Here is a 21,330-nt window from a genome sequence, read left to right as displayed (position 1 = left end):
ACTAAAATAATTTTATCTACTTAAGTTATATGGGATCTTGTTTTAGCTCTTATTTATATCTAGAGGATTATAAATCGTCGATGTAACCAAGAGAACGAAGTGCTCGCTCATCATCAGCCCAACCAGATTTAACTTTAACCCAAAGTTCTAAATACACTTTGCGGTCAAATAACCCTTCCATATCAAGACGAGCTTCACGACCAATAACTTTGATCTTTTCGCCGTTCTTACCTACGACCATTTTCTTTTGGCCAAGACGTTCAACAAGGATCAAACCGTTAATATGAAAACCATCCATTTTAGGATTGTAATCAAAACGTTCGATCTCTACTGTTACCGAATATGGCAACTCTTCACCCGTAAAACGCATCAGCTTTTCACGAATGATCTCTGAAGCCATAAAGCGTTGTGAACGGTCAGTTACGTATTCTTCAGGGAAATGATGAACCGCTTTTGGTAAATGATCACGAACTAGCTTTTGAACCACATCAACATTAGAGCCTGATTTTGCTGAAATTGGCACAACGTCAACAAAGTCCATTTTTTCAGTCATCGTTTGAAGATGAGCCATAACGTCATTTTTATCTTTAACGTTATCTACTTTGTTTACCAATAGAACAGTAGGGAATCCAGCTTTTCTCAGCTTATTCAATACCATTTCATCGTCTGGTGTCCAGTGAGTACCATCTACCAAGAATAAAACCAAGTTAACATCACTTAATGATGAGCTTGCAGCACGGTTCATTAAGCGGTTAATCGCACGTTTTTCTTCAATATGAAGACCTGGTGTATCAATATAAATCGCTTGATAATCCCCTTCCGTATCAACACCCATAATGCGGTGACGAGTCGTTTGAGGTTTACGAGAGGTAATCGAAATCTTCTGTCCCAATATTTGGTTTAGAAGTGTTGATTTACCTACGTTTGGACGACCAACGATAGCAATAAAGCCACAGTGTTGGTTGTCGCTAGATTCTGTTTTAGCTTCTGATGAGAAGTACGCATCTAGATCGAATTCTTTGTCATCTGACATTAGTTTACTTGTCCTAATGCTATGTCAGCAGCCGACTGTTCTGCCTTGCGGCGACTGCTTCCTTTGCCGATAACAGGCTTATCCAAGCCTGCTACGATACATTCAATAGTGAACTCTTGATTATGAGCTTCACCTTTAATTTTTGTCACTGTGTACGTTGGTAACGGCTTACGACGACCTTGTAGGTATTCTTGAAGACGTGTTTTTGGATCTTTTTGAGAGATACCTGGTTCAATCGAATCTAAGCGTGTTTTGTACCATGCTAAAATAATTCGACGAATGACTTCGGTATCACTATCAAGATAAATACCACCAATGATCGCTTCAACCGCATCCGCTAAAATTGAATCTCGACGGAAGCCACCGCTTTTCAATTCGCCAGGGCCTAAAAATAGGTAATCCCCTAACTCAAATTCACGACCTAACTCAGCAAGAGTATGACCACGAACTAGCGTTGCACGCATACGACTCATATCACCTTCATCCACTTTAGGAAAACGGTGATAAAGTTCATCAGCAACCACAAAACTCAAAATTGAATCGCCTAGAAATTCTAAACGTTCATTATGAGTTCCGTTAGCACTACGGTGAGTCAGTGCTAACTTAAGAAAGCCTTCATCATTAAATTTATAGCCTATTTTGCGTTCTAGGCGTTGTAATGGAGATGTCATATTATTTCAATCAGTCTATGCCACCGATGCGGTTAAAACGAACACCAGTAGGAATAAAGGAAGGCAGCACACTATCGCTACCACGTTCAAATTCAAAGCTGATCCAGATCCCGACCGCTTTACCAACTAAATTCGCTTCTGGGACAAAGCCCCAATAACGGCTGTCGGCACTGTTGTCACGATTATCGCCCATTACAAAATAGTTACCTTCTGGTACTACCCACTCGTTATAGCCTGGTCGTGGTTGGTACATAGATACTCGATCAGAACGCATTGGGTTAACCAAAATATCATGCGTTGTATCACTTGCTAACTGCTCGGTATATTGAACTAAGTTAGTGCGATCTTGCATGAATTCACTGTCTTTCATGTTCGTTAACGGGATAATATTACACTTGCTCTCACCCTTTGGTTTCACACAAATTTGCTTAGAAGCGCTGTAAATAACAGTGTCACCAGGTTTACCTACTACACGTTTAATATAGTCGATATTTGGTTGTGGTGGATATTTAAAAACAACAATATCACCACGTTCTGGTTTACCCACATCTACAAGTTGTGTACGCCAAACAGGATCTTTAATTCCATAAGAGAATTTTTCGACCAAGATAAAATCACCGACTAAAAGCGTCGGCATCATCGAACCGGATGGGATCTGGAACGGCTCATAAATAAATGAGCGCAACACTAAAACAAGGCCAATCACTGGAAAAATAGAAACAGCTTGTTCTATCCATGCTGGTTGAGGAGCGACTTTTGCAAGTGTTGCATCATCAACTTGTCCATTCGCTTGCTCACGGGCGGCTGCAATTTTTTGTTTGCGCTTTGGTGCCAAGACGAATTTATCAATAGTCCAAATAACACCAGTAAACAGTGTTACTAAAACTAAAATCAGTGAAAAAGTGTTAGCCATTACATTCCCTTAAGTTATTAAGTGTTGCATAACAAAGAAAGCGAAGACCATTGATCATCGCTTTCTTTGAGCTGTAATAAAGCGTCATTTACGTCATTCTGAAAAATCAGAAATTATAAATTAATCTTTACCTACATGAAGAATCGCAAGGAAAGCTTCTTGAGGTAATTCAACATTACCAATCTGCTTCATGCGTTTCTTACCGTCTTTTTGCTTCTTCAACAGTTTTTTCTTACGGCTAATATCGCCACCGTAACATTTTGCGATTACGTTTTTACGTAACTGCTTAACGGTTGAACGCGCAATAATGTGTCCGCCGATTGCCGCTTGAATTGCAATATCAAACATTTGACGAGGGATGAATTCTTTCATCTTCTCAACAAGTAAGCGACCACGACCTTGTGCATTATCATGGTGAGTAATGATAGCAAGTGCATCGACTCTTTCACCATTAATCAATACATCAACACGAACCATATTAGAAACTTCATAACGTTGGAAGTTGTAATCTAATGATGCATAACCACGAGATGTTGACTTTAAACGGTCGAAGAAATCTAACACAACTTCAGACATTGGAATGTCATAAGTTAATGCCACTTGATTTCCATGATAAATCATATCGACTTGAGTACCACGTTTTTCAATACATAGGCTAATTACATTACCTAAATAATCCGCAGGCACTAGAATATTACAACGAGCAATTGGTTCACGAATTTCGTCTAAATCATTCACTGCAGGCAATTTTGCAGGGCTATCTACGTACAGTAAATCGCCATTATTCAACACAACTTCATAAACTACCGTTGGTGCTGTTGTAATCAGATCAAGATCGTATTCACGCTCTAAACGCTCCTGAATGATTTCCATGTGTAGCATACCAAGGAAGCCACAACGGAAACCAAAACCAAGTGCTGAAGAACTTTCTGGTTCATAGAAAAGAGACGCATCATTTAAGCTTAATTTACCCAATGCATCACGGAAGTTTTCATAATCATCCGATGAAATAGGGAATAAACCAGCATATACCTGTGGTTTCACTTTTTGAAAACCAGGTAAGCGCTCTTCACAACCGCCTTTAGCGTGAGTTAATGTATCACCCACTGGTGCGCCTAAAATATCTTTAATACCACAAACAACCCAGCCTACTTCACCGGTGTTTAATCCATCAGTATCCACTTGTTTTGGTGTGAAGATACCAATGCGGTCAACATTCCATGATTGGCCAGTGCTCATTACTTTAATTTTGTCATTTTTCTTCAATGAGCCATGTTTAACTCGAACTAAAGAAACAACACCTAAGTAATTATCAAACCATGAGTCAATGATCAACGCTTGGGTTGGACCTTCTGGATTGCCTTCTGGTGCTGGAATTGATTTAACGATAGTTTCAAGAACTTCATCAACACCGACACCTGTTTTAGCAGAACAACGCGTTGCTTCCATCGCTTCAATACCAACGATGTCTTCAATTTCTTCTGCAACACGTTCAGGATCAGCCGCTGGTAAATCAATCTTATTCAAGATTGGAACCACTTCTAAATCCATTTCAAGAGCGGTATAACAGTTTGCTAGAGTTTGAGCTTCTACACCCTGACCTGCATCAACCACTAATAATGCGCCTTCACAAGCCGCAAGTGAACGTGATACTTCGTATGAGAAATCAACGTGTCCAGGTGTATCGATAAAGTTTAGTTGATAAGTTTCACCATCTTTTGCCGTGTAGTTTAGAGTTACACTCTGGGCTTTAATAGTGATACCACGTTCACGTTCTAGATCCATTGAATCAAGAACTTGTGCTGCCATTTCACGGTCTGACAGGCCACCACAAACTTGGATAAGGCGGTCAGATAGTGTTGATTTACCGTGATCGATATGGGCAATAATAGAAAAATTACGAATATGCTTCATGAATGACGTGACAAACTCAATTAGTTAATGGGATTGGATCGTGAGATCAAGTAATGGGATTCTACCCAATTTCCTTGCAAGTCGCTATCTTATCCTGCGGCATTTACTGAGATAGTGTCAGAAATCGACTCGCCAAGGACTCTAATTAGACTAACTTGTTGTTCTGTTTTCTGTTCAATACGATGAGAAAGGGTTTTCGCAATAAAATACCCTCCCCACGATGAGAGCCCAGCAATTACGATTGTTGTCACCTCTCCGATACCAATTAAAGGAGAAATTAACCATTCAGAGATTAAGGCACCAAATAAAAGAAAAAACAGAGGTACAAGATAAACAATAGCAGCGGATTGAAGTAAGTTTTTCTCTGGTAAACCAATTTCAACCATTTGCCCAATCGTTAATTTTTTATCCGTATGGAAAGCCCAATGATGTACTTTTCCAGGAAGGACCTTAGAAACAATACCTGTCCCACAAGAATCTTGTGACGCACAATGATTACAACTTGTTTTTTGTTGGCAACCAACAACAACAATATCATCTTGAACATCAAGAACCGTTGCTAATGCAGTCATCATATTCTTACTTCTCCTTAACGTTGACGTCTGAAGAATCAAATACGACAGAGTTGGCAATACGCTTTGCTGTTACGGTAGGAATATCCCCAACAACACTAATTTCATATTCACCTTTGATATAACTGTGCAGCGAACGACGGCCTTGTGTCACCAGTTGCTCTTTGTGACTTAGCTTATCCGCTTCAGAAATATAGACTGAAAAATTAAACAAGCCATCAGAAAACATTTTACTTTCTACTGAACGTTGATTCATAGATAAACGATAGCGATTAAAATTAATCTTTTTAAATCCTTGCGGTATCCAATTAACCGACCACATTGCCGCTTCATTCGTTGCCGCTGGTATTTTTAGCACTTTAGGAAGTTCAACAGTCCCGAGGCGTTTCTTCATAAATTCAGTAATTTGATCGTTGACGGTGTACGAAACAACTCGGTACTGCTCAATAATATCACCGTCTCGGCTAACAAGATCGGTTCTTAAAGGCAACTTACTTCTTTCATCTATCCAAACCACGTAGGAATAACGAGCACCATCTTTTGAAACGATTCTAATAACTTGCGTTGGAGACCCTGCTTCTCTCGCTCTACCCATCGAAATAAAATCGTAATATTGGTTAAGCTCGGCCACATTTTTATGTAATAGCGGAATAATAGGCGCAACAATGGCTTCAGATTGAATTGAGAAAGGTTTACTTCCCTGTTCCAAATAACTGATTTCATCATTACGGCGGATAACTTCTCGCATTGAACCACTTAAATAGACGAGGTGAGATAACGTCATATCTTTGGTATGGGAATGTCGGTACATGAAAGGTTCAATACTGTTTTTCTTCACTAAAATGTAAGAAAGTTCGTAATTTAAACTATGGCTAGCCTCATCCATCTGATGCAACAAGGCCTCCGCAGAAGGTTTATCTTCTGCCGAGGCCATTATTGGAAAGATGCTGACCAAGGCTATTAGGCTGACCAGGATTCTTTTCATTTATTCTGCCAATGTCGAATTTTGCTCTAACAGTTCTCTATCAACAGAACCATCATGTGCATTTAAACGAAGCTGTAATTCATAATCTTGCAGCATTGCATTAATACGTTTGCGTTGCTCCATGACATCGGCTTCATTCGATGATTTAGGTACCAGAGAGTCTCGAGTTAAACTGACTGGCTCAGCTGAACCACTAAAAGGTATGGTATCAAGAACCTGTATATCACCGCTTGTTGGGATCCCGTTAGGATCGTCATTGTTGTATTGTTGTACACCAACAATAACCACTAATGAAAAACACGCCGCCATTGCTACTTGGCTAAATTGAGTTAACCAACTTGGCATTGTTTTCTTTGCCTCTGAAGGCGTTGGTTGTGATGGAATAAACGCCGTCACATTATCATTAATTTGATGAGCTGCCTCACCTTCAAGAGCAAGAGCAACATTAGCAGCAATATTCCATTCTTTGCTACTTGGTGCGTCCCCTCTCATTACATCACCAATTAAGTGATAGTTTGCCCATGTTTCTGCATTTCTTGTTTCTGATAACGAAGCAATAAACGCATTGTCCATTTCTTCATTATCAATAAAAGCAGAAATTTTTGCTTTATCAGTCATTGTCTTCACCGTTTGACCGTTGGAAATCATTAACGCTGCATTAGCGGTTGAATTTTTTTCTCGACGACTTCACGAGCTCGGAAAATACGAGAACGAACCGTACCAACCGGACACTCCATTATCGCAGCAATATCTTCATAACTTAGCCCTTCTAGCTCTCGTAATGTTATTGCTGTTTTTAAATCTTCAGGTAACCCATCGATCGTCGAAAATACAATTTGTCGTAACTCTTCAGACAACGATAAATTCTCAGGGTTCGTAATTTCTTTTAATGCACTCGCCCCTTCATAATATTCGGCATCTTCGGCATCAACATCAAATGCTGGAGGCCTTCTTCCCTGAGCAACTAAATAATTTTTTGCTGTATTGACCGCTATCCGATAAAGCCAAGTATAAAACGCACTATCACCTCGGAACGTTGGTAACGCTCGGTAGGCCTTAATGAACGCTTCTTGAGCTACATCAGGAACATCACCACTATTTTTTACGTAACGAGCAACAAGATTACAGACTTTATTTTGGTACTTAATCACCAAATGATTAAAAGCTTGCTTGTCGCCTCTTTGAACTCGCTCAATCAATACCTGATCGGTTAACTGCTCACTCATTGGAGCGGGTACTCCCATGTTATTATTCTTAAATGCGCATTAAGTTTATATAACGTAATAGCTTCAATCTGCTATACCACGATTAACTTGAGCACTATGTATGAGTTTCTAAATGTTAGAAAGTTCCTTTATTATGACATTTTTTACACATTTAATATATTAAGAGCACCTAACTCCCTACCGATTCTTGGCTTCACAGCAATAAAATACGATAACTTCCTCCTAATTTTATTCTTGATAATTAAGATTCCACTCAAAATGTGACGCAACCGGATAGATTCTGGTAAAATGCTCGGATAATCACAGGATAATGATGAATATATGAACATAACCAATGAACACAGTTGTGACGTCTTAGTCATAGGTAGTGGTGCTGCTGGTCTTTCACTTGCACTTAGAGTCGCACCACATGGAAAGGTGATCGTTTTAAGTAAGGGCCCACGTAATGAAGGGTCTACCTACTACGCTCAAGGTGGCATTGCTGCCGTATTTGATGAAAGTGATACTATAGAATCTCATGTCGATGACACCTTAATTGCAGGCGCTCATATTTGCGATAAAGACGTTGTTACCTTCATTGCAGAAAATGCTAAGCACTGTGTTCAATGGTTAATTGATGGCGGTGTTCCTTTTGATCATGATGATGAAAAAGAAACCGACATATCTCACCCGAGGTTCCATTTAACTCGAGAAGGTGGCCATAGCCATCGTCGCATTCTTCACGCGGCAGATGCAACGGGTAAAGCAATGCAAACGTCGTTGCAAGACAACGTCGTTAATCACCCTAACATTACAATTTTTGAACGTCATAACGCATTGGATTTAATTACTGAAGACAAAATAGGCGGTGACATTGATAAAGTCGTCGGTGCTTATATTTGGAACCGTGACGCTGAACATGTCGAAACCGTTCGTGCCAAATTTGTGGTTATAGCCACTGGTGGTGCTTCTAAAGTTTATCAATATACGTCGAATCCCGACGTCTCTTCTGGTGATGGCATTGCAATGGCTTGGCGTGCGGGGTGCCGTGTCGCGAATTTAGAATTTAATCAATTTCATCCAACGTGCCTATTTCATCCAGATGCCCGTAATTTTTTAATGTCTGAAGCATTACGTGGTGAAGGCGCTTACTTACGTCGTCCTGATGGATCTCGTTTCATGTTGGATTTCGATGAACGTGCTGAACTCGCTCCTCGTGATGTAGTAGCCCGAGCTATCGATTTTGAAATGAAACGTTTAGGTGCAGATTGCATGTATTTAGACATTAGCCACAAGCCAGAAGATTTCATTCATCATCACTTCCCTACCATTAATGAAAAATTGCTTTCGTTTGGTATTGATATGACAAAAGAACCCATTCCTATCGTTCCAGCGGCACACTATACCTGTGGTGGCGTAATGGTTGATAAACAGGGCCAAACAGACATTGATGGCTTGTTTGCTATCGGCGAAGTAAGTTATACCGGACTTCATGGTGCCAATCGCCTAGCATCTAATTCATTATTAGAATGTGTTGTTTATGCTTGGTCTGCCGCTGAATGCATAATTAAAGAAATGGATAAGCGAGAGCTTCCGCCATCATTGCCAGCATGGGATGAAAGCCAAGTTGAATGTTCAGATGAAGAAGTTGTAATTCAACATAACTGGCATGAATTACGCTTGTTTATGTGGGATTACATGGGAATTGTACGTACCGACAAACGTTTAGAACGAGCGCTTCGTCGCATCCAATTGCTAAAGCAAGAAACGCATGATTATTACAGTAACTTCCGAGTTTCTAATAACCTCATTGAATTACGTAACTTACTCGATGTCTCTGAACTCATGATTCGTTGTGCTATGGAGCGAAAAGAAAGTTGTGGCTTACATTACACCCTTGATTATCCTGAAGCCTTAGAAGAATCAGGCCCAACGATTTTAATACCAACGCGTGATTAATATCTAAGTAAAACGATCAATAAAAGCCCTATATAGAATCTTATCTATGTAGGGCTTTTTAATGTCATCGTATTACTAAAAAATAGATTTACCAGATAATTACCTGTACCGCATCATGATAGATAGCTCATTAAAAAAAGAAGATCGGCAACTGTCTTTTAATAAATACATCGTACGATGGTCATATAAGTTATGGCATTTAATAATGATTAACGACCGACTGACCCATAGAGAATGACTGACAATCCAATCTCGATCATCATCCGACTCTTTATTAACAAAGTTATACATACCTTGTTGAGTAAGTAACGCATGGTAAGCCAATTTACTCTGTTGATAGAGGAAATAAAAAAGAAAAGGAATAAGAGGAAAAGGGATTATATTTAACAATAATACCGCCCACCCTATACAGAAAAAACTGCCATAAAGACAAAGATAGGCGATATATGAAAAGGTAAGGTTTACCCTAACGGAGTTTGCTGTGATTATGCGCAACAATTTTATCTATCATAGAAGCATGAGCTAAATTATCACTGCGGCCATGTCCCATGATCCAAGTAAATAAATCTGGGTCATCACTTTCAAGTAAAGAAACGAAACCTTGTTGCTCAGCTTCTGTTAGTTCTTCAAAGCATTCATCAAAAAATGGCATGATAACCACATCTAATTCCAACATGCCACGACGGCAAGCCCACTTAACTCGAGCTTTTTCTTCGACACTGTACATACAGTTCCCTAACTAAAATAGAAATAACTGGTCTGATTTTATCAGTCAATCCCGATGACAACCATGATCAAAAGTAACAAGATGAAGAAGATGAGACATCAAACTGATGTTTCTTTTACTGACATTTAAAATCTAGGCATTTACTATAAAGAGAATTACTCAACAAAATAAGAATTTAATGATGAGCACATTGTTTCCAAAACTATCAATTAAAAAAGAAGACACATTACCTGCGCTTGCTATTTCAGAGCTTAATGATTGGGCTTTGATCACAATGATCGGTAATGATAAAAAGTCCTACCTTCAGGGACAAGTAACCGCTGATGTAGTAACTCTCCCACAGGATGACATTACCTTTGGTGGCCATTGTGATGCAAAAGGTAAATTATGGAGTATTTTCCAACTGTTCAACCATAACGGTGGTTATGCTTTATTTCAGCGAAGAAGTGCCATTGAAACAGAACTCACTGAAATAAAAAAATACTCTGTATTTTCTAAAGTTGATATCGCGGTTGGTGATGACGTTTTATTGGGGATTAGCGGTAAAAAGGCAACAGATTGGGTAAACAAACACACAACAACTGACGCGAATGTTCGTGCTTGTGAGCTTGGAACGTTTGCTAAAATAAGTGAAACTCAATGGTTACTCGTCACCACACCAGAACACAAAGAAAATATAATAAACCAAGAAAGTAACACGGTGCTATGTGACGAATCATTATGGTCATTACACACAATTCAACATGGTTTACCTCAGCTAGATAATGCATTAAGTAACGCTCACATTCCACAAGCCATGAATTTACAAGCTGTCGGTGGTATCAGCTTTGCTAAAGGTTGCTACACAGGACAAGAAACCGTTGCTCGAGCAAAATATCGAGGCATTAATAAACGAGCAATGTACCTATTATCAGGTCAATCTAATTCAATACCTGTCGCAGGTGATGCAATTGAACGTAGTGTGGGTGAAAACTGGCGAAAAGGAGGCACTATCGTATCGGCTTACCGTTTTGAAGATGGTTATACGTTAGCACTTGCTATTTTACCTAACGACCTAGAGGAAGGTACCCAGTTCAAACTCCAAGATTCAATTTGGAACAAAGGCAATCAACCTTACTCATTAGATGAAGAGTAAATTAAGTCATTCATACTTTGCGTTTCAATTATGAGTATTTAATTCATAGTTACATTACTACTTTGAAGTAACCTGCATAAATCAAGATACAAAAATGAATTGTTACTTATTTATTGTGAATAAGTAACAGGTTAGTTACCTTATCTATATTCTTTTATTACAAAAGAATACATAAATTGTTTAACTCCAAACAATTTATTCCAACGGCCTATAAATGTTGGAAATGCATCTGTGACTGTTTGCCCGAAAAACATTTCGGGCTTTTTTTTGACATTATTTTGTTAGCAGTTGTTAATTCTGAATATAGATCAAATTTCAATACATTAACTTGACCATTTTGCGCTTACCATCACCATATTCTAACTCTGTAATACTCATGTCATCTTTACTGTCTTATAATTTAGGCCTAGCACAAGATTTAATTAGTATTAATCACCTAAGGATAACGTGATGCGATTTTTTAAGCACTATGCACCAAGCATGATTGCTAAACATATTAGTCGACTATTTAACGGACGGATTCATATTCATGGCATTGGCGAATTTAGATTTGAAGAGGGTCGCTTAATTGTCCCAACTCAAGCAGAGCGTGAGCATTATCGTATGATAAAAGAAATAAATGTTGAGGTTAATCGCTTGAGAATGGCCTATTAATACAGAATCATTAAACGTAAAAAATCAAGAATTGGACACTAAAAAAGGTAGCCATGAGCTACCTTTTTACTGTCTACTTAATGGGATTATTTTGCTATTTTTGGTAAATGCCCCGATAATCCTAATGCTCTTTTTAAACATTCATCTTTTACTGGTGTAAGTTCATTCGTTAATGACATACCAATACCTCTAACCAATTTTTTTAGTGGATTAGAGCCTGAGAATAACGCTTTAAAACCTTGCATAGACGCTATCATTTGAGCAGCTTCTGTTTTTCTCCATCGCTCAAAACTCCGTAAATTGGTTTTTAAACCAATATCTTTGTTCTCGTGTTGCAACGTCATAATCGTTTCAGCTAATGCCGCTGCATCTGCTAATCCTAAATTAACACCTTGCCCTGCGAGCGGGTGAATCGTATGAGCAGCATCTCCGACTAATACAGCACGCTCTCGGACAAAGTCTTTTGCATAGCGCATTTTTAATGGAAAAGCTTGTCGCTCTCCTTCAACCTTGCAAAGCCCCAATTGATTATCAAACGCCGCCGTTAATTGCTTATTAAACTCATCGCTAGGCATTGATACTAAATTTTCAGCATGTAATGGATCAAGTGACCATACAATAGAGCTTAGATTTGGCTCACTTAACGGAAGGAAAGCAAGTGGGCCTTCAGATCTGAAAATTTGACGAGCTGCTTTATGGTGATCATCAACAGTTCGAACATTGGCTACCAGTGCACTGTGTCCATAATCCCAATGTGTAAGAGGGATATCTAATTGATTACGTAACCATGAATTAGCCCCATCAGCACCAACAACCAACTTAGCCGTTATTCCTTTGCCTGATTCTAAATTAATCCATGCTTCACTTTCGCCAAACATAATACTCGCACAACGCTCAGGAGCGAATAACGTTACGTTATCTTGTTTCGTTATTTTATCGAGTAAAGAAAGTTGAATAACTCGGTTCTCAATAATATGGCCTAAATCTTGTTGGGCGATTTGTGTTGCATCAAAATCAATATGCGCAAAGCTGTCTTGTTCCCATACTTTCATTGAAGTATAAGCCGCCGCTCGTCTTGAGATAATGCCTTCCCAAGCACCAACATTCGTTAAAATATTTTCACTTGCACGACTAATCGCTGAAACACGAACATCAGGTAAAGCAGTTAATTCAGCATCAGGTAAGTGACTTTCTATAATTGCGATTCTTAAACCGCTTTTTTCTAGAGCAGCAGCAACAGTCAAGCCAACCATGCCCCCCCCAATAATCGCAATATCTACACTTTGCATCATAATTATCTATTCACTCGACCCATTGCACGTAATGTTAGGGGTTTTAAAAAAGAACGGAAAGTATCAACCGCGTATAAGCTCATATTTCTTCCCACTACCATAGGAAAAACATTATTCGCAAAAATAGAGATTAAACCCGCTGTCATTGTTATGGTTTGTTTTTGATCAGATTGACGTCGTTGCTGATAACGAGAAAGAACAGAATAATCACCAACATCAACATTACCTCTAAAAGCATCAGAAATACATTCAGCCAACGAAAAAACATCTCGAATACCCAAATTAAACCCTTGCCCTGCAATAGGATGCAATGTTTGAGCTGCATTACCAATAGCCGCAAAACGGTGTGACACGTGCTGAGTTTGATGACGTAACCACAATGGATAATGCGCTCGTTTTCCTGCTTTTTTCATTGCCCCTAAACGCCAGCCAAACGCGATCTGTAAGTGTGCTAAAAAAGCCTTATCATCAAAAGACGAAATACGTTCTGCTTCTTCTGGGCTTACACACCATACCAGTGAACTACGCCCTTGAGACATTGGAAGTAAGGCGAGTGGCCCATTCTCAGTAAAACGTTCAAACGCCTTACCTTGTGGGTGGCACTCTGTTGTTACATTCGCAATAATGGCTACCTGCTCAAAATTATACTCTTGAGCTTCAATCTGCATACTCTTACACGTTTGAGATTCTGCACCATCAGCCGCAACCACTAATGACGTTGAAATAGCATCTCCGTTTGATAAGTGAATTATCGATGACGCTAATAAACGTTCAATATTAACCACAGTGACTGGACAAATAAAATTAATGTTATCGGTCGCTAACAGTTTTTGATGATAAAAACGGCCAACGTCGGCTAACTCAACAACGTAACCTAAGCTGTCAATATTAAGCTCTGTAGAAGTAAGCTCTGTTATCCCTGCATGATGACGATCTGACACATGAATATGATGAATAGGCGTCGCTACTGGTTCTATTTCAGACCATAACGACACATCTTTCAATAATTGAGTGGTTCCGCTCGACAGTGCAATACTACGAGAATCATACCCAGGATGATTATCTATATTGGGTTCAAAAGCCTCTATAACGGCAATAGATAATGCACCTTTGGTCATTTGTTGTAGTGCCAACGCTAGAGTAGCTCCAGCCATTGCTCCACCAACAATAACAACATCATAATGTGTCATATCTTCACTCATTAGTGGACAGCTTTAGACGCATCTTTATGAATACGTTGACCCAATTCTAAGTGAATAGTTAATACACAAACATGCACATGTTCTAACACTTGTTCAAATAAACTCTCTTGTTCTTCAATGTCATCATCTTCGTCGATTCCTAAACGCGCAATTTCTTCTAGGTCAACTAAAGCTTCTTTTAATGCTTCTGATGCTTTATCCATTTTCAGATCAACTAAACCAAGTCCTGAAATAAAATGATTCACCCACTCACTTAGTCCATCAGCTCGGTTCATTAATCCTTCTTTATCATCGGGAATTAACATTGAGAGAGCCAGTTCACTTCCCGTTAGCTCTGCAACGGTAAATTGGAAAACGGCACTTCCGATCTGAATGGCACTGTCAGGCCATCCTAATCCATCATTAGTGTAATCATACATTAAAGGCTTCCATGCATTATCATCTAAAGGCAATCCACCACTTATCATACCAACTAGCAGGCCGTGTAATTCTGCGGGCGTTACCGCTAATCCACTGTCTTTAAGGGCTGACTCTACAGTCAGGAATTCTGGCATTTTAATTTCGCTCATTGGAAGCTCTCTAAATTTATGATTAGTACCCCATGCTACCACTTCAAGCAAATTCAGAAAACTCACGATCACTTTCAATTGAGTATCTTTTCATCATATTGTTGTTTTATTAAGAATATAGTTAACCGCTGTCAACAAAGAGAAGGGAAATACTTGAATCTTATTAATGCATTTCTTATAGTTTCATACAATTATCACTGAAGATAAAATAAATCAGTGTTATCCCCTAGTTTAACGATGAGTAATGTATTGATGACAAGCCAAGCTGTCCAAGTCCAAATATTAGGACGTGCCATTAAGGTGAACTGCCCTGCTGGTCAAGAAGCAGCTTTAAAAGAGGCGGCTAAAGATTTAAATAACCGAGTAAATGAATTATCGGAACGCACTAAAGTAACGAATACAGAACAATTATTAACGATCACATCGCTAAATATTTGTTATGAGTTACATATGTCTAAAAATGAAGCAAGTAAACACTCATCAGATGTTTACCAGCGCATGGGACTGCTTGCTAGTGCATTAGAAGCTGCAATTTCTTTAGCAAAGCCTAGTAAAACGGAAGAAAGTACGGCAGAATAGTCTCATCGCTAAGGATAGCAAAAGAATTAAATTTACCCTGGAGTGTTTGTGGTCGGATCTATGTCCCTGAGCCGATAAGCACAAATTAGGGTTAGTATTTGTTTGCTATTGAGCATGCTCGGCTTGTACTGAGAAGCCTACGGCAAACTTTGCTGATCCGCCTTGAACCTAGGGTTCAAGGGCTACGTTCCACTACGGCACTTTGGGGTATTCCATGCAATCTCGTCGACACCTTCGACAAGACATCCGTCAACGTCGTAAAAACCTCTCTCAGCAATATCAACATCAAGCCGCTGACGATCTCGTACAGCAATGCTCCACTGATCTTTCAATAAAAAAAGCTCAATCTATTGCTATTTACCTTTCAGCTGATGGCGAAATAGGTACTCACTTATTAATTGAGTGGCTATGGGAGCAAGGAAAAAACGTTTTCTTACCGGTAATCCATCCTTTTTCTAAAGGCTACCTACTATTTCTTGAATATGACCGCACGACACCTCTTATCGTAAATAAATACCAAATACGAGAACCTAAGTTAGATAAAACTAAAGTCATTCCTATCTCTGAATTGGATCTTATCTTAACTCCTCTAGTTGCTTTTGATCACACAGGAAACCGGTTAGGTATGGGGGGCGGTTATTACGACCGTACACTTAAGAACTGGCATCAATATCAACAAGGTCCTATGCCTATAGGTATTGCTCACTCTTGCCAACAAGTCGATATTTTACCTATTGAATCTTGGGATGTTCCTCTTCCTCGTATCATTACCTCTGATAAAATATGGAAATGGTAAAAAACGACCGAAAACGTTTGCTTTAAGCATCTTCACATCACTTTTTTACTCTTTCTTGACTTATTTTTTCTGACGAAGAAAAATCTGTACGTTATAATCACGCCGCTTTCATATTGAACACTATTATTTCATTAGGAGAATGTCATGACTCAAGACGAGATGAAAAAAGCAGCCGGTTGGGCAGCGTTAGAATACGTAGAAGTTGGCAGCATTGTTGGTGTCGGTACAGGATCAACAGTAAATCATTTCATCGACGCACTTGCGACAATGAAAGATGACATTAAAGGTGCGGTATCAAGTTCAGTTGCTTCAACAGAAAAACTAAAAGAACTCGGTATTGAAGTTTTTGATTGTAACGATGTTGCTGGTCTTGATGTTTATGTCGATGGCGCGGATGAAATCAATGGTCTGAACGAGATGATTAAAGGTGGTGGTGCAGCCCTTACTCGTGAAAAAATCGTTGCTGCAATTTCTGACAAGTTTATTTGTATTGTTGATAACACAAAACAAGTCGACGTATTAGGTGAGTTTCCTCTTCCTGTTGAAGTCATTCCAATGGCACGCTCTTATGTTGCTCGTGAACTGGTTAAGTTAGGTGGTGATCCTGCCTACCGTGAAGGTGTTGTTACTGATAATGGTAATATGATCTTAGACGTTCACAACATGAAAATCACCAATGCGAAAGAGCTTGAAGATAAAATTAATGCCCTTCCTGGTGTTGTGACGGTTGGTTTATTTGCTCACCGTGGCGCCGATGTTTTATTGGTTGGCGCTCCTGATGGCGTAAAAAAATTCGTTTAATACGATAATTCCCCTTCTTATCTCTGTAAATTGAGAGATAAAAATGTCATTTGATTACAAACGGTGCTCATTAGCACCGTTTTTTATTAACTATTCCGTAATTTTCTTACCCAAACTGGTTATTTTTTGATACTTTATAATCATCAATAAATAATCACTTCCCTAATCATTATTGATTTTGTTTTTAAGGATAAGAACGACCATGGCAAAAGTATCTCTGGAAAAAGAAAAAATTAAAATTCTTCTTTTAGAAGGATTGCACCCATCTTGTGTTGAAGTTTTTCAAGCTGACGGCTATACAAATATTGAATACCATAAAGGTTCATTGTCAGAAGAAGAACTTCTTGAAGCAGTAAAAGATGTCCACTTCATTGGTTTACGATCACGAACTCAACTAACCCAAGAAGTGTTTGATGCTGCTAATAAATTAGTTGCCGTTGGTTGTTTCTGTATTGGTACGAACCAAGTAAACCTAACCGCAGCAGCAAAACGCGGGATTCCGGTCTTTAATGCCCCGTTCTCTAATACACGTAGTGTGGCTGAACTAGTATTGGGGCAAATCCTATTACTGCTTCGTGGTATTCCAGAAAAGAATGCACAAGCTCACCGTGGTATCTGGAAAAAAAGTGCTGACTCTTCTTTTGAAGCCAGAGGCAAACGTTTGGGTATCATAGGTTACGGACATATCGGTACACAATTGGGGATCTTAGCTGAAAACCTAGGCATGCGTGTTTACTATTATGATATTGAAAATAAATTATCATTAGGTAACGCCACTCAAATTCAAACCATGAGTGAACTATTAAACAAGTGTGATGTTATTACCCTTCATGTACCTGAAACCGTAGGCACAAAAGACATGATGGGTGCAGAAGAGTTCGCAAGAATGAAACCAGGGGCAATCTTTATCAATGCTGCTCGTGGTACCGTCGTAAAAATACCGGACTTATGTGCAGCGCTTGAATCTGGCCATCTAGGTGGTGCCGCTATTGACGTATTCCCAGTAGAACCTAAAACAAATGCAGACCCATTTGAATCACCACTGCAAAAGTTTGATAATGTTATCCTAACACCTCATGTTGGAGGCTCAACTCAAGAAGCTCAAGAAAACATTGGGGTAGAAGTCGCAGGTAAACTTACAAAATACTCAGATAATGGTTCAACACTGTCATCAGTGAACTTCCCAGAAGTCTCTCTACCGCTACATACTGGCACGTCTCGTTTACTTCATATTCATGAGAACCGTCCAGGTATTCTGACTAAAATTAACAGTATTTTTGCGGATAAAGGGATCAATATCGCGGCACAATACCTACAAACCTCATCAGAAATGGGTTATGTCGTTATTGATGTTGAAGCCGCTCGTTCAGAAGAAGCATTAACGAAGCTAAAAGATATTGAAGGTACTATCCGAGCCCGTATCCTTCACTAATAAATCATACGCGAATAACATCGTACAAAAAAAAGGGTTACTCTTAGTAACCCTTTTTATTTCAATGCATTTTTCTAAACACTATTATAGATATAACGTCGCTTATTCTTTTAAACGATAAACAACCGAAACACTGTCAGAGATAACCATTTGTGTATCTTGGTAGCTTTCAGCTGTATTTGCAGAACTGTCCATACGCATCGCTTTCATCATTACAGGTTGGCTATAATTATTATGATAAGAAATCTTCCAGACGCCTTTCACTGATGTACCAAAACCTTTCGCCAAAGAAGCGGCTTTATTATTTGCATCTTTAATTGCTTCTAAACGCGCAGCTTCAATATATTCTTTTTCTTTGCTTGTTTTAAGTTCAATGTGATTAATTCGATTAATTCCATCACCTAAAGCTTTATCTAAATACCCATTCAGTTTATTTAAATCCATCACCGTAACAGTAATGTTGCGAATCGCTTTATAGCCAACTAATTCAGGTTTCTGCCCTTTCGGGTAACGATATTCGGGTGTTAAACGAATATTGCCACTATTAATATTCTCTCGCTTAACACCTTGAACTTCTAAACGAGCTAAAAATCCGATCACTGCCTTGTCAGCAGCTTGCTTCGCTTTTTCTGCTGTTGCTTTACTTTCTACCACATCAACAGAAAACTGAGCCATATCAGGAACAACCAGTACTTTACCCTCTCCAGACACTTCCAAATGAGGAAACTCTGGTGATTCAGCAAATGCAGCAGGGGAAATCAAAGCAGACAAACATAATGCACTAACAATTTTTTTCATTTTAATATCTCAATATAACGTCATGTATATATGACTCTTATTTATATAGAAAATTCCATTTCATATTCATTCTAGTCCACTCTAATCCAAAAGGATAATAGATAAATAGCAGATAAAAAAAATGCTCCCCGAAGGAAGCATTTTCTACACTAAGACCATAAAGGCTAATCAGCTTTATTCAAATGAACATCCATTTGCGGGAATGGGATTTCAATTCCTTCGCTATCTAGACCTTCTTTAATCGCTTGAAGCGTATCAAAATAAACATCCCAGTAATCTGCAGTTTTACACCATGGACGAACCACAAAGTTTACTGATGAATCAGCTAAAGCAACAACACCAACCGTTGGTGCCGGTGTTTTAAGTACACGAGGATCAGCCTCAAGTACCTTTGTGATCACTTCTTTAGTTTTCTTAAGATCGGCACTATAAGAAACGCCAATAACATGATCAACACGACGTGTAGCATGACGAGAATAGTTAGTAATTGGGCTACCAATAACCCCCCCATTCGGCACAACAATCATTTTATTATCTGGAGTCGTTAGGATCGTTTGGAAAATTTGGATAGATTCAACAGAACCAGCCACGCCGCCAATCTCAACGTAATCGCCAGATTTGAATGGACGGAAAGCAACAATCAATACACCAGCTGCAAAGTTTGATAACGAACCTTGAAGTGCAAGACCTACCGCTAAACCAGCCGCACCAATAACAGCAACAACAGAAGCAGTTTGAACACCTACTTTACCTAATGCTGCAATTAATACGATAATGAATAAAAGGTAACGAACTAGTGTATGAGCAAAGTCAACGACTGCTTTGTCCATTTTTTTCTTTTCAAGAACTTTACTTACACTACCAGCGACTTTCTTAACGATAATATTACCGATAAAAAGAATAACTAGTGCCGAAATAATATTTACGCCATAAGTAATAAAGAGTTCTGAATTATCTGTAAGCCAACGCTCTAAATTAGCAACGCCAGTTGTTGCTAAATCAGTAACTGCACCTTGATCTGCCATTTGATTTGTCCTTTATATAGTTCTCATGCGAATGAGAATGTAGTCATTATTTTGACGATTTATACCAATTCTAACACTATCGATAGTCAGTGTGGTGTTAAATCCTTTTAAATACCTATTTACATGCTTAATTAACGACCTAAACCAATGTTAAAAAATAGCTATTAATACAAGCACCTAGTTAATATAACTACTCAAGCCAAATTTAGAAACATTTTATTTACATAACTTGCCAATAAAATCAATTTCCATGCAATTATTTGAACTGTTCTTCTCGTTTAAACATCAGTTCTTTCTCTGATGATTCAGCTGGCACAAAATAGTAGCCATCGACCGTAAAACGTTTTAACTCTTCAATGGTTGCAATTCTATTTTCAATGATAAAACGAGCCATTAGGCCACGCGCTTTTTTTGCATAAAAACTAATTATTTTATACTGCCCATTTTTGCAATCTTTAAATATTGGGGTAATTACATCAGCATTTAATAACGCGGGTTTGACGGCTTTAAAATATTCATTTGATGCTAGATTGATAAGAGTCTTATCACCCTGTTCTTCAATCGCTACATTTAGCTTTTCTGTTATTTTATTGCCCCAAAATTGATAAAGATTCGTTCCTCTATCATTTGCTAATTTAGTCCCCATCTCTAAACGATACGGTTGCATCAGATCAAGTGGCTTTAATAATCCATACAGCCCAGAAAGCATGCGCAAATGCCGCTGTGCATAATCAAAATCATCATCACTAAAACTAGCAGCATCAAGCCCGGTATATACATCGCCTTTAAAAGCAAATAACGCTTGTCTAGAATTATCAGAAGTAAAGATAGGAGACCACTCTTCAAATCTAATCGCGTTAAGACTCGCAATTTTATCACTCACTTTCATTAATGAAGAAATATCGAGAGGCGTTAACTTTCGACATGCATGAATTAATTCTTCCGAATCAGCAATGAAATCGGGTTGTGTCGATAAATCGGTTGCCAATGGGCTTTCGTAATCAAGGGTCTTAGCAGGAGAAACAACAATAAGCATGAGCGAGAAATTCCTTTATCTGATTTATATAA

The 21,330-nt window shown here is 38.7% G+C and carries 23 protein-coding genes and 1 other RNA gene; 8 read left to right on the top strand and 16 right to left on the bottom strand.

The genetic code is table 11. The features are described 5' to 3' along the window. Window positions 1–67 precede the first annotated feature (67 nt). From era to rpoE, 8 genes are all read right to left on the bottom strand, one after another. Complete coding sequence (gene era, locus A6E04_RS12250) at window positions 68–1,033, bottom strand: GTPase Era (protein ID WP_012550996.1); 966 nt, start codon at window positions 1,031–1,033, stop codon at window positions 68–70. Next, complete coding sequence (gene rnc / locus A6E04_RS12245; RefSeq protein ID WP_012550997.1) at window positions 1,033–1,704, bottom strand: ribonuclease III; 672 nt, start codon at window positions 1,702–1,704, stop codon at window positions 1,033–1,035. Before rnc ends, era begins: the two co-directional genes overlap by 1 nt. Before the next feature lie 10 nt (window positions 1,705–1,714). Beyond that, complete coding sequence (gene lepB, locus A6E04_RS12240; protein WP_017021340.1) at window positions 1,715–2,617, bottom strand: signal peptidase I; 903 nt, start codon at window positions 2,615–2,617, stop codon at window positions 1,715–1,717. A gap of 120 nt (window positions 2,618–2,737) precedes the next feature. Next, window positions 2,738–4,531 carry a translation elongation factor 4 gene (gene lepA / locus A6E04_RS12235; RefSeq protein ID WP_017021341.1) on the bottom strand — a complete coding sequence of 598 codons (1,794 nt, stop codon included), beginning with the start codon at window positions 4,529–4,531 and terminating at the stop codon, window positions 2,738–2,740. 89 nt (window positions 4,532–4,620) lie between these two features. Then, on the bottom strand, window positions 4,621–5,106 hold the full coding sequence (locus tag A6E04_RS12230) for a SoxR reducing system RseC family protein (RefSeq protein ID WP_012551000.1): 486 nt from the start codon (window positions 5,104–5,106) through the stop codon (window positions 4,621–4,623). Between the two features lie 4 nt (window positions 5,107–5,110). Further along, window positions 5,111–6,088: a sigma-E factor regulatory protein RseB gene (gene rseB, locus A6E04_RS12225; RefSeq protein WP_065611536.1), complete on the bottom strand. Its 978-nt coding sequence runs from the start codon at window positions 6,086–6,088 to the stop codon at window positions 5,111–5,113. After that, window positions 6,089–6,706: an RseA family anti-sigma factor gene (locus A6E04_RS12220; protein WP_065611604.1), complete on the bottom strand. Its 618-nt coding sequence runs from the start codon at window positions 6,704–6,706 to the stop codon at window positions 6,089–6,091. 29 nt (window positions 6,707–6,735) lie between these two features. Further along, on the bottom strand, window positions 6,736–7,314 hold the full coding sequence (rpoE, locus tag A6E04_RS12215) for an RNA polymerase sigma factor RpoE (RefSeq protein WP_026025385.1): 579 nt from the start codon (window positions 7,312–7,314) through the stop codon (window positions 6,736–6,738). Window positions 7,315–7,635: 321 nt separating this feature from the next. Between rpoE and nadB the strand changes: the two genes are divergently transcribed. Further along, window positions 7,636–9,252 carry an L-aspartate oxidase gene (nadB, locus tag A6E04_RS12210; protein WP_012551004.1) on the top strand — a complete coding sequence of 539 codons (1,617 nt, stop codon included), beginning with the start codon at window positions 7,636–7,638 and terminating at the stop codon, window positions 9,250–9,252. A 99-nt stretch (window positions 9,253–9,351) separates the two neighbouring features. On the opposite strand, the gene A6E04_RS21325 is transcribed toward nadB, so the two are convergent. Both A6E04_RS21325 and A6E04_RS12205 read right to left on the bottom strand, forming a co-directional pair. Then, window positions 9,352–9,747, bottom strand: coding sequence for a protein YgfX (locus A6E04_RS21325; RefSeq protein ID WP_339373658.1), 396 nt, complete (start codon window positions 9,745–9,747; stop codon window positions 9,352–9,354). After that, window positions 9,719–9,979, bottom strand: coding sequence for an FAD assembly factor SdhE (locus A6E04_RS12205; RefSeq protein ID WP_012551006.1), 261 nt, complete (start codon window positions 9,977–9,979; stop codon window positions 9,719–9,721). The genes A6E04_RS21325 and A6E04_RS12205 overlap by 29 nt, the downstream gene beginning before the upstream one ends. Before the next feature lie 178 nt (window positions 9,980–10,157). Here A6E04_RS12205 and ygfZ point away from each other — a divergent pair, with 178 nt between their 5' ends. Together ygfZ and A6E04_RS12195 are read left to right on the top strand one after the other, a co-directional pair. Next, complete coding sequence (ygfZ, locus tag A6E04_RS12200; protein WP_017021344.1) at window positions 10,158–11,114, top strand: tRNA-modifying protein YgfZ; 957 nt, start codon at window positions 10,158–10,160, stop codon at window positions 11,112–11,114. A gap of 450 nt (window positions 11,115–11,564) precedes the next feature. Beyond that, window positions 11,565–11,768 (top strand): DUF1107 domain-containing protein, encoded by a 204-nt coding sequence (locus A6E04_RS12195; RefSeq protein WP_017021345.1) that lies wholly within the window; start codon window positions 11,565–11,567, stop codon window positions 11,766–11,768. A gap of 86 nt (window positions 11,769–11,854) precedes the next feature. On the opposite strand, the gene A6E04_RS12190 is transcribed toward A6E04_RS12195, so the two are convergent. Genes A6E04_RS12190 through A6E04_RS12180 form a run of 3 tightly spaced genes read right to left on the bottom strand, consistent with a single transcriptional unit; the run spans window position 11,855 to window position 14,831 of the window. Continuing rightward, on the bottom strand, window positions 11,855–13,060 hold the full coding sequence (locus A6E04_RS12190) for an FAD-dependent 2-octaprenylphenol hydroxylase (protein ID WP_017021346.1): 1,206 nt from the start codon (window positions 13,058–13,060) through the stop codon (window positions 11,855–11,857). Between the two features lie 2 nt (window positions 13,061–13,062). Further along, window positions 13,063–14,250 (bottom strand): 2-octaprenyl-6-methoxyphenyl hydroxylase, encoded by a 1,188-nt coding sequence (gene ubiH / locus A6E04_RS12185; protein ID WP_026025386.1) that lies wholly within the window; start codon window positions 14,248–14,250, stop codon window positions 13,063–13,065. Between the two features lie 11 nt (window positions 14,251–14,261). Beyond that, entirely contained in the window at window positions 14,262–14,831 is a 570-nt protein-coding gene (locus tag A6E04_RS12180) for a YecA/YgfB family protein (protein WP_065611603.1), read from the bottom strand. 252 nt (window positions 14,832–15,083) lie between these two features. Here A6E04_RS12180 and zapA point away from each other — a divergent pair, with 252 nt between their 5' ends. The 5 genes from zapA to serA all read left to right on the top strand — a co-directional run bounded on the left by zapA (window position 15,084) and on the right by serA (window position 18,439). Further along, window positions 15,084–15,410, top strand: coding sequence for a cell division protein ZapA (zapA, locus tag A6E04_RS12175; RefSeq protein WP_026025388.1), 327 nt, complete (start codon window positions 15,084–15,086; stop codon window positions 15,408–15,410). Between the two features lie 31 nt (window positions 15,411–15,441). Beyond that, window positions 15,442–15,623, top strand: a non-coding RNA gene (gene ssrS / locus A6E04_RS12170) — 6S RNA. 1 nt (window position 15,624) lies between these two features. Further along, window positions 15,625–16,206, top strand: a complete 582-nt coding sequence (locus A6E04_RS12165) for a 5-formyltetrahydrofolate cyclo-ligase (RefSeq protein WP_065611535.1) — start codon at window positions 15,625–15,627, stop codon at window positions 16,204–16,206. Window positions 16,207–16,350: 144 nt separating this feature from the next. Beyond that, window positions 16,351–17,007, top strand: a complete 657-nt coding sequence (gene rpiA, locus A6E04_RS12160) for a ribose-5-phosphate isomerase RpiA (protein ID WP_017021350.1) — start codon at window positions 16,351–16,353, stop codon at window positions 17,005–17,007. Between the two features lie 202 nt (window positions 17,008–17,209). Continuing rightward, entirely contained in the window at window positions 17,210–18,439 is a 1,230-nt protein-coding gene (gene serA / locus A6E04_RS12155) for a phosphoglycerate dehydrogenase (protein WP_017021351.1), read from the top strand. Window positions 18,440–18,541: 102 nt separating this feature from the next. On the opposite strand, the gene A6E04_RS12150 is transcribed toward serA, so the two are convergent. The 3 genes from A6E04_RS12150 to yaaA all read right to left on the bottom strand — a co-directional run bounded on the left by A6E04_RS12150 (window position 18,542) and on the right by yaaA (window position 21,298). Continuing rightward, a complete protein-coding gene (locus A6E04_RS12150; RefSeq protein WP_012551016.1) occupies window positions 18,542–19,237 on the bottom strand; it encodes an oxidative stress defense protein in 696 nt (231 codons plus the stop codon). Window positions 19,238–19,401: 164 nt separating this feature from the next. Next, window positions 19,402–20,262, bottom strand: coding sequence for a small-conductance mechanosensitive channel MscS (mscS, locus tag A6E04_RS12145; RefSeq protein ID WP_012551017.1), 861 nt, complete (start codon window positions 20,260–20,262; stop codon window positions 19,402–19,404). Between the two features lie 256 nt (window positions 20,263–20,518). Beyond that, window positions 20,519–21,298: a peroxide stress protein YaaA gene (gene yaaA, locus A6E04_RS12140; RefSeq protein ID WP_017021352.1), complete on the bottom strand. Its 780-nt coding sequence runs from the start codon at window positions 21,296–21,298 to the stop codon at window positions 20,519–20,521. Between the last annotated feature and the right edge of the window lie 32 nt (window positions 21,299–21,330).

The sequence above is a fragment of the Aliivibrio logei genome, assembly GCF_001691055.1.
Lineage (GTDB): Bacteria > Pseudomonadota > Gammaproteobacteria > Enterobacterales > Vibrionaceae > Aliivibrio > Aliivibrio salmonicida.
This window is presented reverse-complemented; position numbering and strand designations above follow the sequence as displayed.

Coding starts and splice junctions, on each gene's coding strand:
- A6E04_RS12165 (WP_065611535.1), top strand. CDS start 15,625: ATGCAATCTCGTCGACACCTTCGACAAGACATCCGTCAACGTCGTAAA.
- A6E04_RS12205 (WP_012551006.1), bottom strand. CDS start 9,979: ATGTACAGTGTCGAAGAAAAAGCTCGAGTTAAGTGGGCTTGCCGTCGT.
- rseB (WP_065611536.1), bottom strand. CDS start 6,088: ATGAAAAGAATCCTGGTCAGCCTAATAGCCTTGGTCAGCATCTTTCCA.
- lepA (WP_017021341.1), bottom strand. CDS start 4,531: ATGAAGCATATTCGTAATTTTTCTATTATTGCCCATATCGATCACGGT.
- mscS (WP_012551017.1), bottom strand. CDS start 20,262: ATGGCAGATCAAGGTGCAGTTACTGATTTAGCAACAACTGGCGTTGCT.
- A6E04_RS12195 (WP_017021345.1), top strand. CDS start 11,565: ATGCGATTTTTTAAGCACTATGCACCAAGCATGATTGCTAAACATATT.
- zapA (WP_026025388.1), top strand. CDS start 15,084: ATGACAAGCCAAGCTGTCCAAGTCCAAATATTAGGACGTGCCATTAAG.
- A6E04_RS12220 (WP_065611604.1), bottom strand. CDS start 6,706: ATGACTGATAAAGCAAAAATTTCTGCTTTTATTGATAATGAAGAAATG.
- lepB (WP_017021340.1), bottom strand. CDS start 2,617: ATGGCTAACACTTTTTCACTGATTTTAGTTTTAGTAACACTGTTTACT.
- rpiA (WP_017021350.1), top strand. CDS start 16,351: ATGACTCAAGACGAGATGAAAAAAGCAGCCGGTTGGGCAGCGTTAGAA.
- A6E04_RS12190 (WP_017021346.1), bottom strand. CDS start 13,060: ATGATGCAAAGTGTAGATATTGCGATTATTGGGGGGGGCATGGTTGGC.
- A6E04_RS12230 (WP_012551000.1), bottom strand. CDS start 5,106: ATGATGACTGCATTAGCAACGGTTCTTGATGTTCAAGATGATATTGTT.
- ygfZ (WP_017021344.1), top strand. CDS start 10,158: ATGATGAGCACATTGTTTCCAAAACTATCAATTAAAAAAGAAGACACA.
- ubiH (WP_026025386.1), bottom strand. CDS start 14,250: ATGACACATTATGATGTTGTTATTGTTGGTGGAGCAATGGCTGGAGCT.
- rnc (WP_012550997.1), bottom strand. CDS start 1,704: ATGACATCTCCATTACAACGCCTAGAACGCAAAATAGGCTATAAATTT.
- serA (WP_017021351.1), top strand. CDS start 17,210: ATGGCAAAAGTATCTCTGGAAAAAGAAAAAATTAAAATTCTTCTTTTA.
- A6E04_RS12180 (WP_065611603.1), bottom strand. CDS start 14,831: ATGAGCGAAATTAAAATGCCAGAATTCCTGACTGTAGAGTCAGCCCTT.
- era (WP_012550996.1), bottom strand. CDS start 1,033: ATGTCAGATGACAAAGAATTCGATCTAGATGCGTACTTCTCATCAGAA.
- nadB (WP_012551004.1), top strand. CDS start 7,636: ATGAACATAACCAATGAACACAGTTGTGACGTCTTAGTCATAGGTAGT.
- rpoE (WP_026025385.1), bottom strand. CDS start 7,314: ATGAGTGAGCAGTTAACCGATCAGGTATTGATTGAGCGAGTTCAAAGA.
- yaaA (WP_017021352.1), bottom strand. CDS start 21,298: ATGCTTATTGTTGTTTCTCCTGCTAAGACCCTTGATTACGAAAGCCCA.
- A6E04_RS12150 (WP_012551016.1), bottom strand. CDS start 19,237: ATGAAAAAAATTGTTAGTGCATTATGTTTGTCTGCTTTGATTTCCCCT.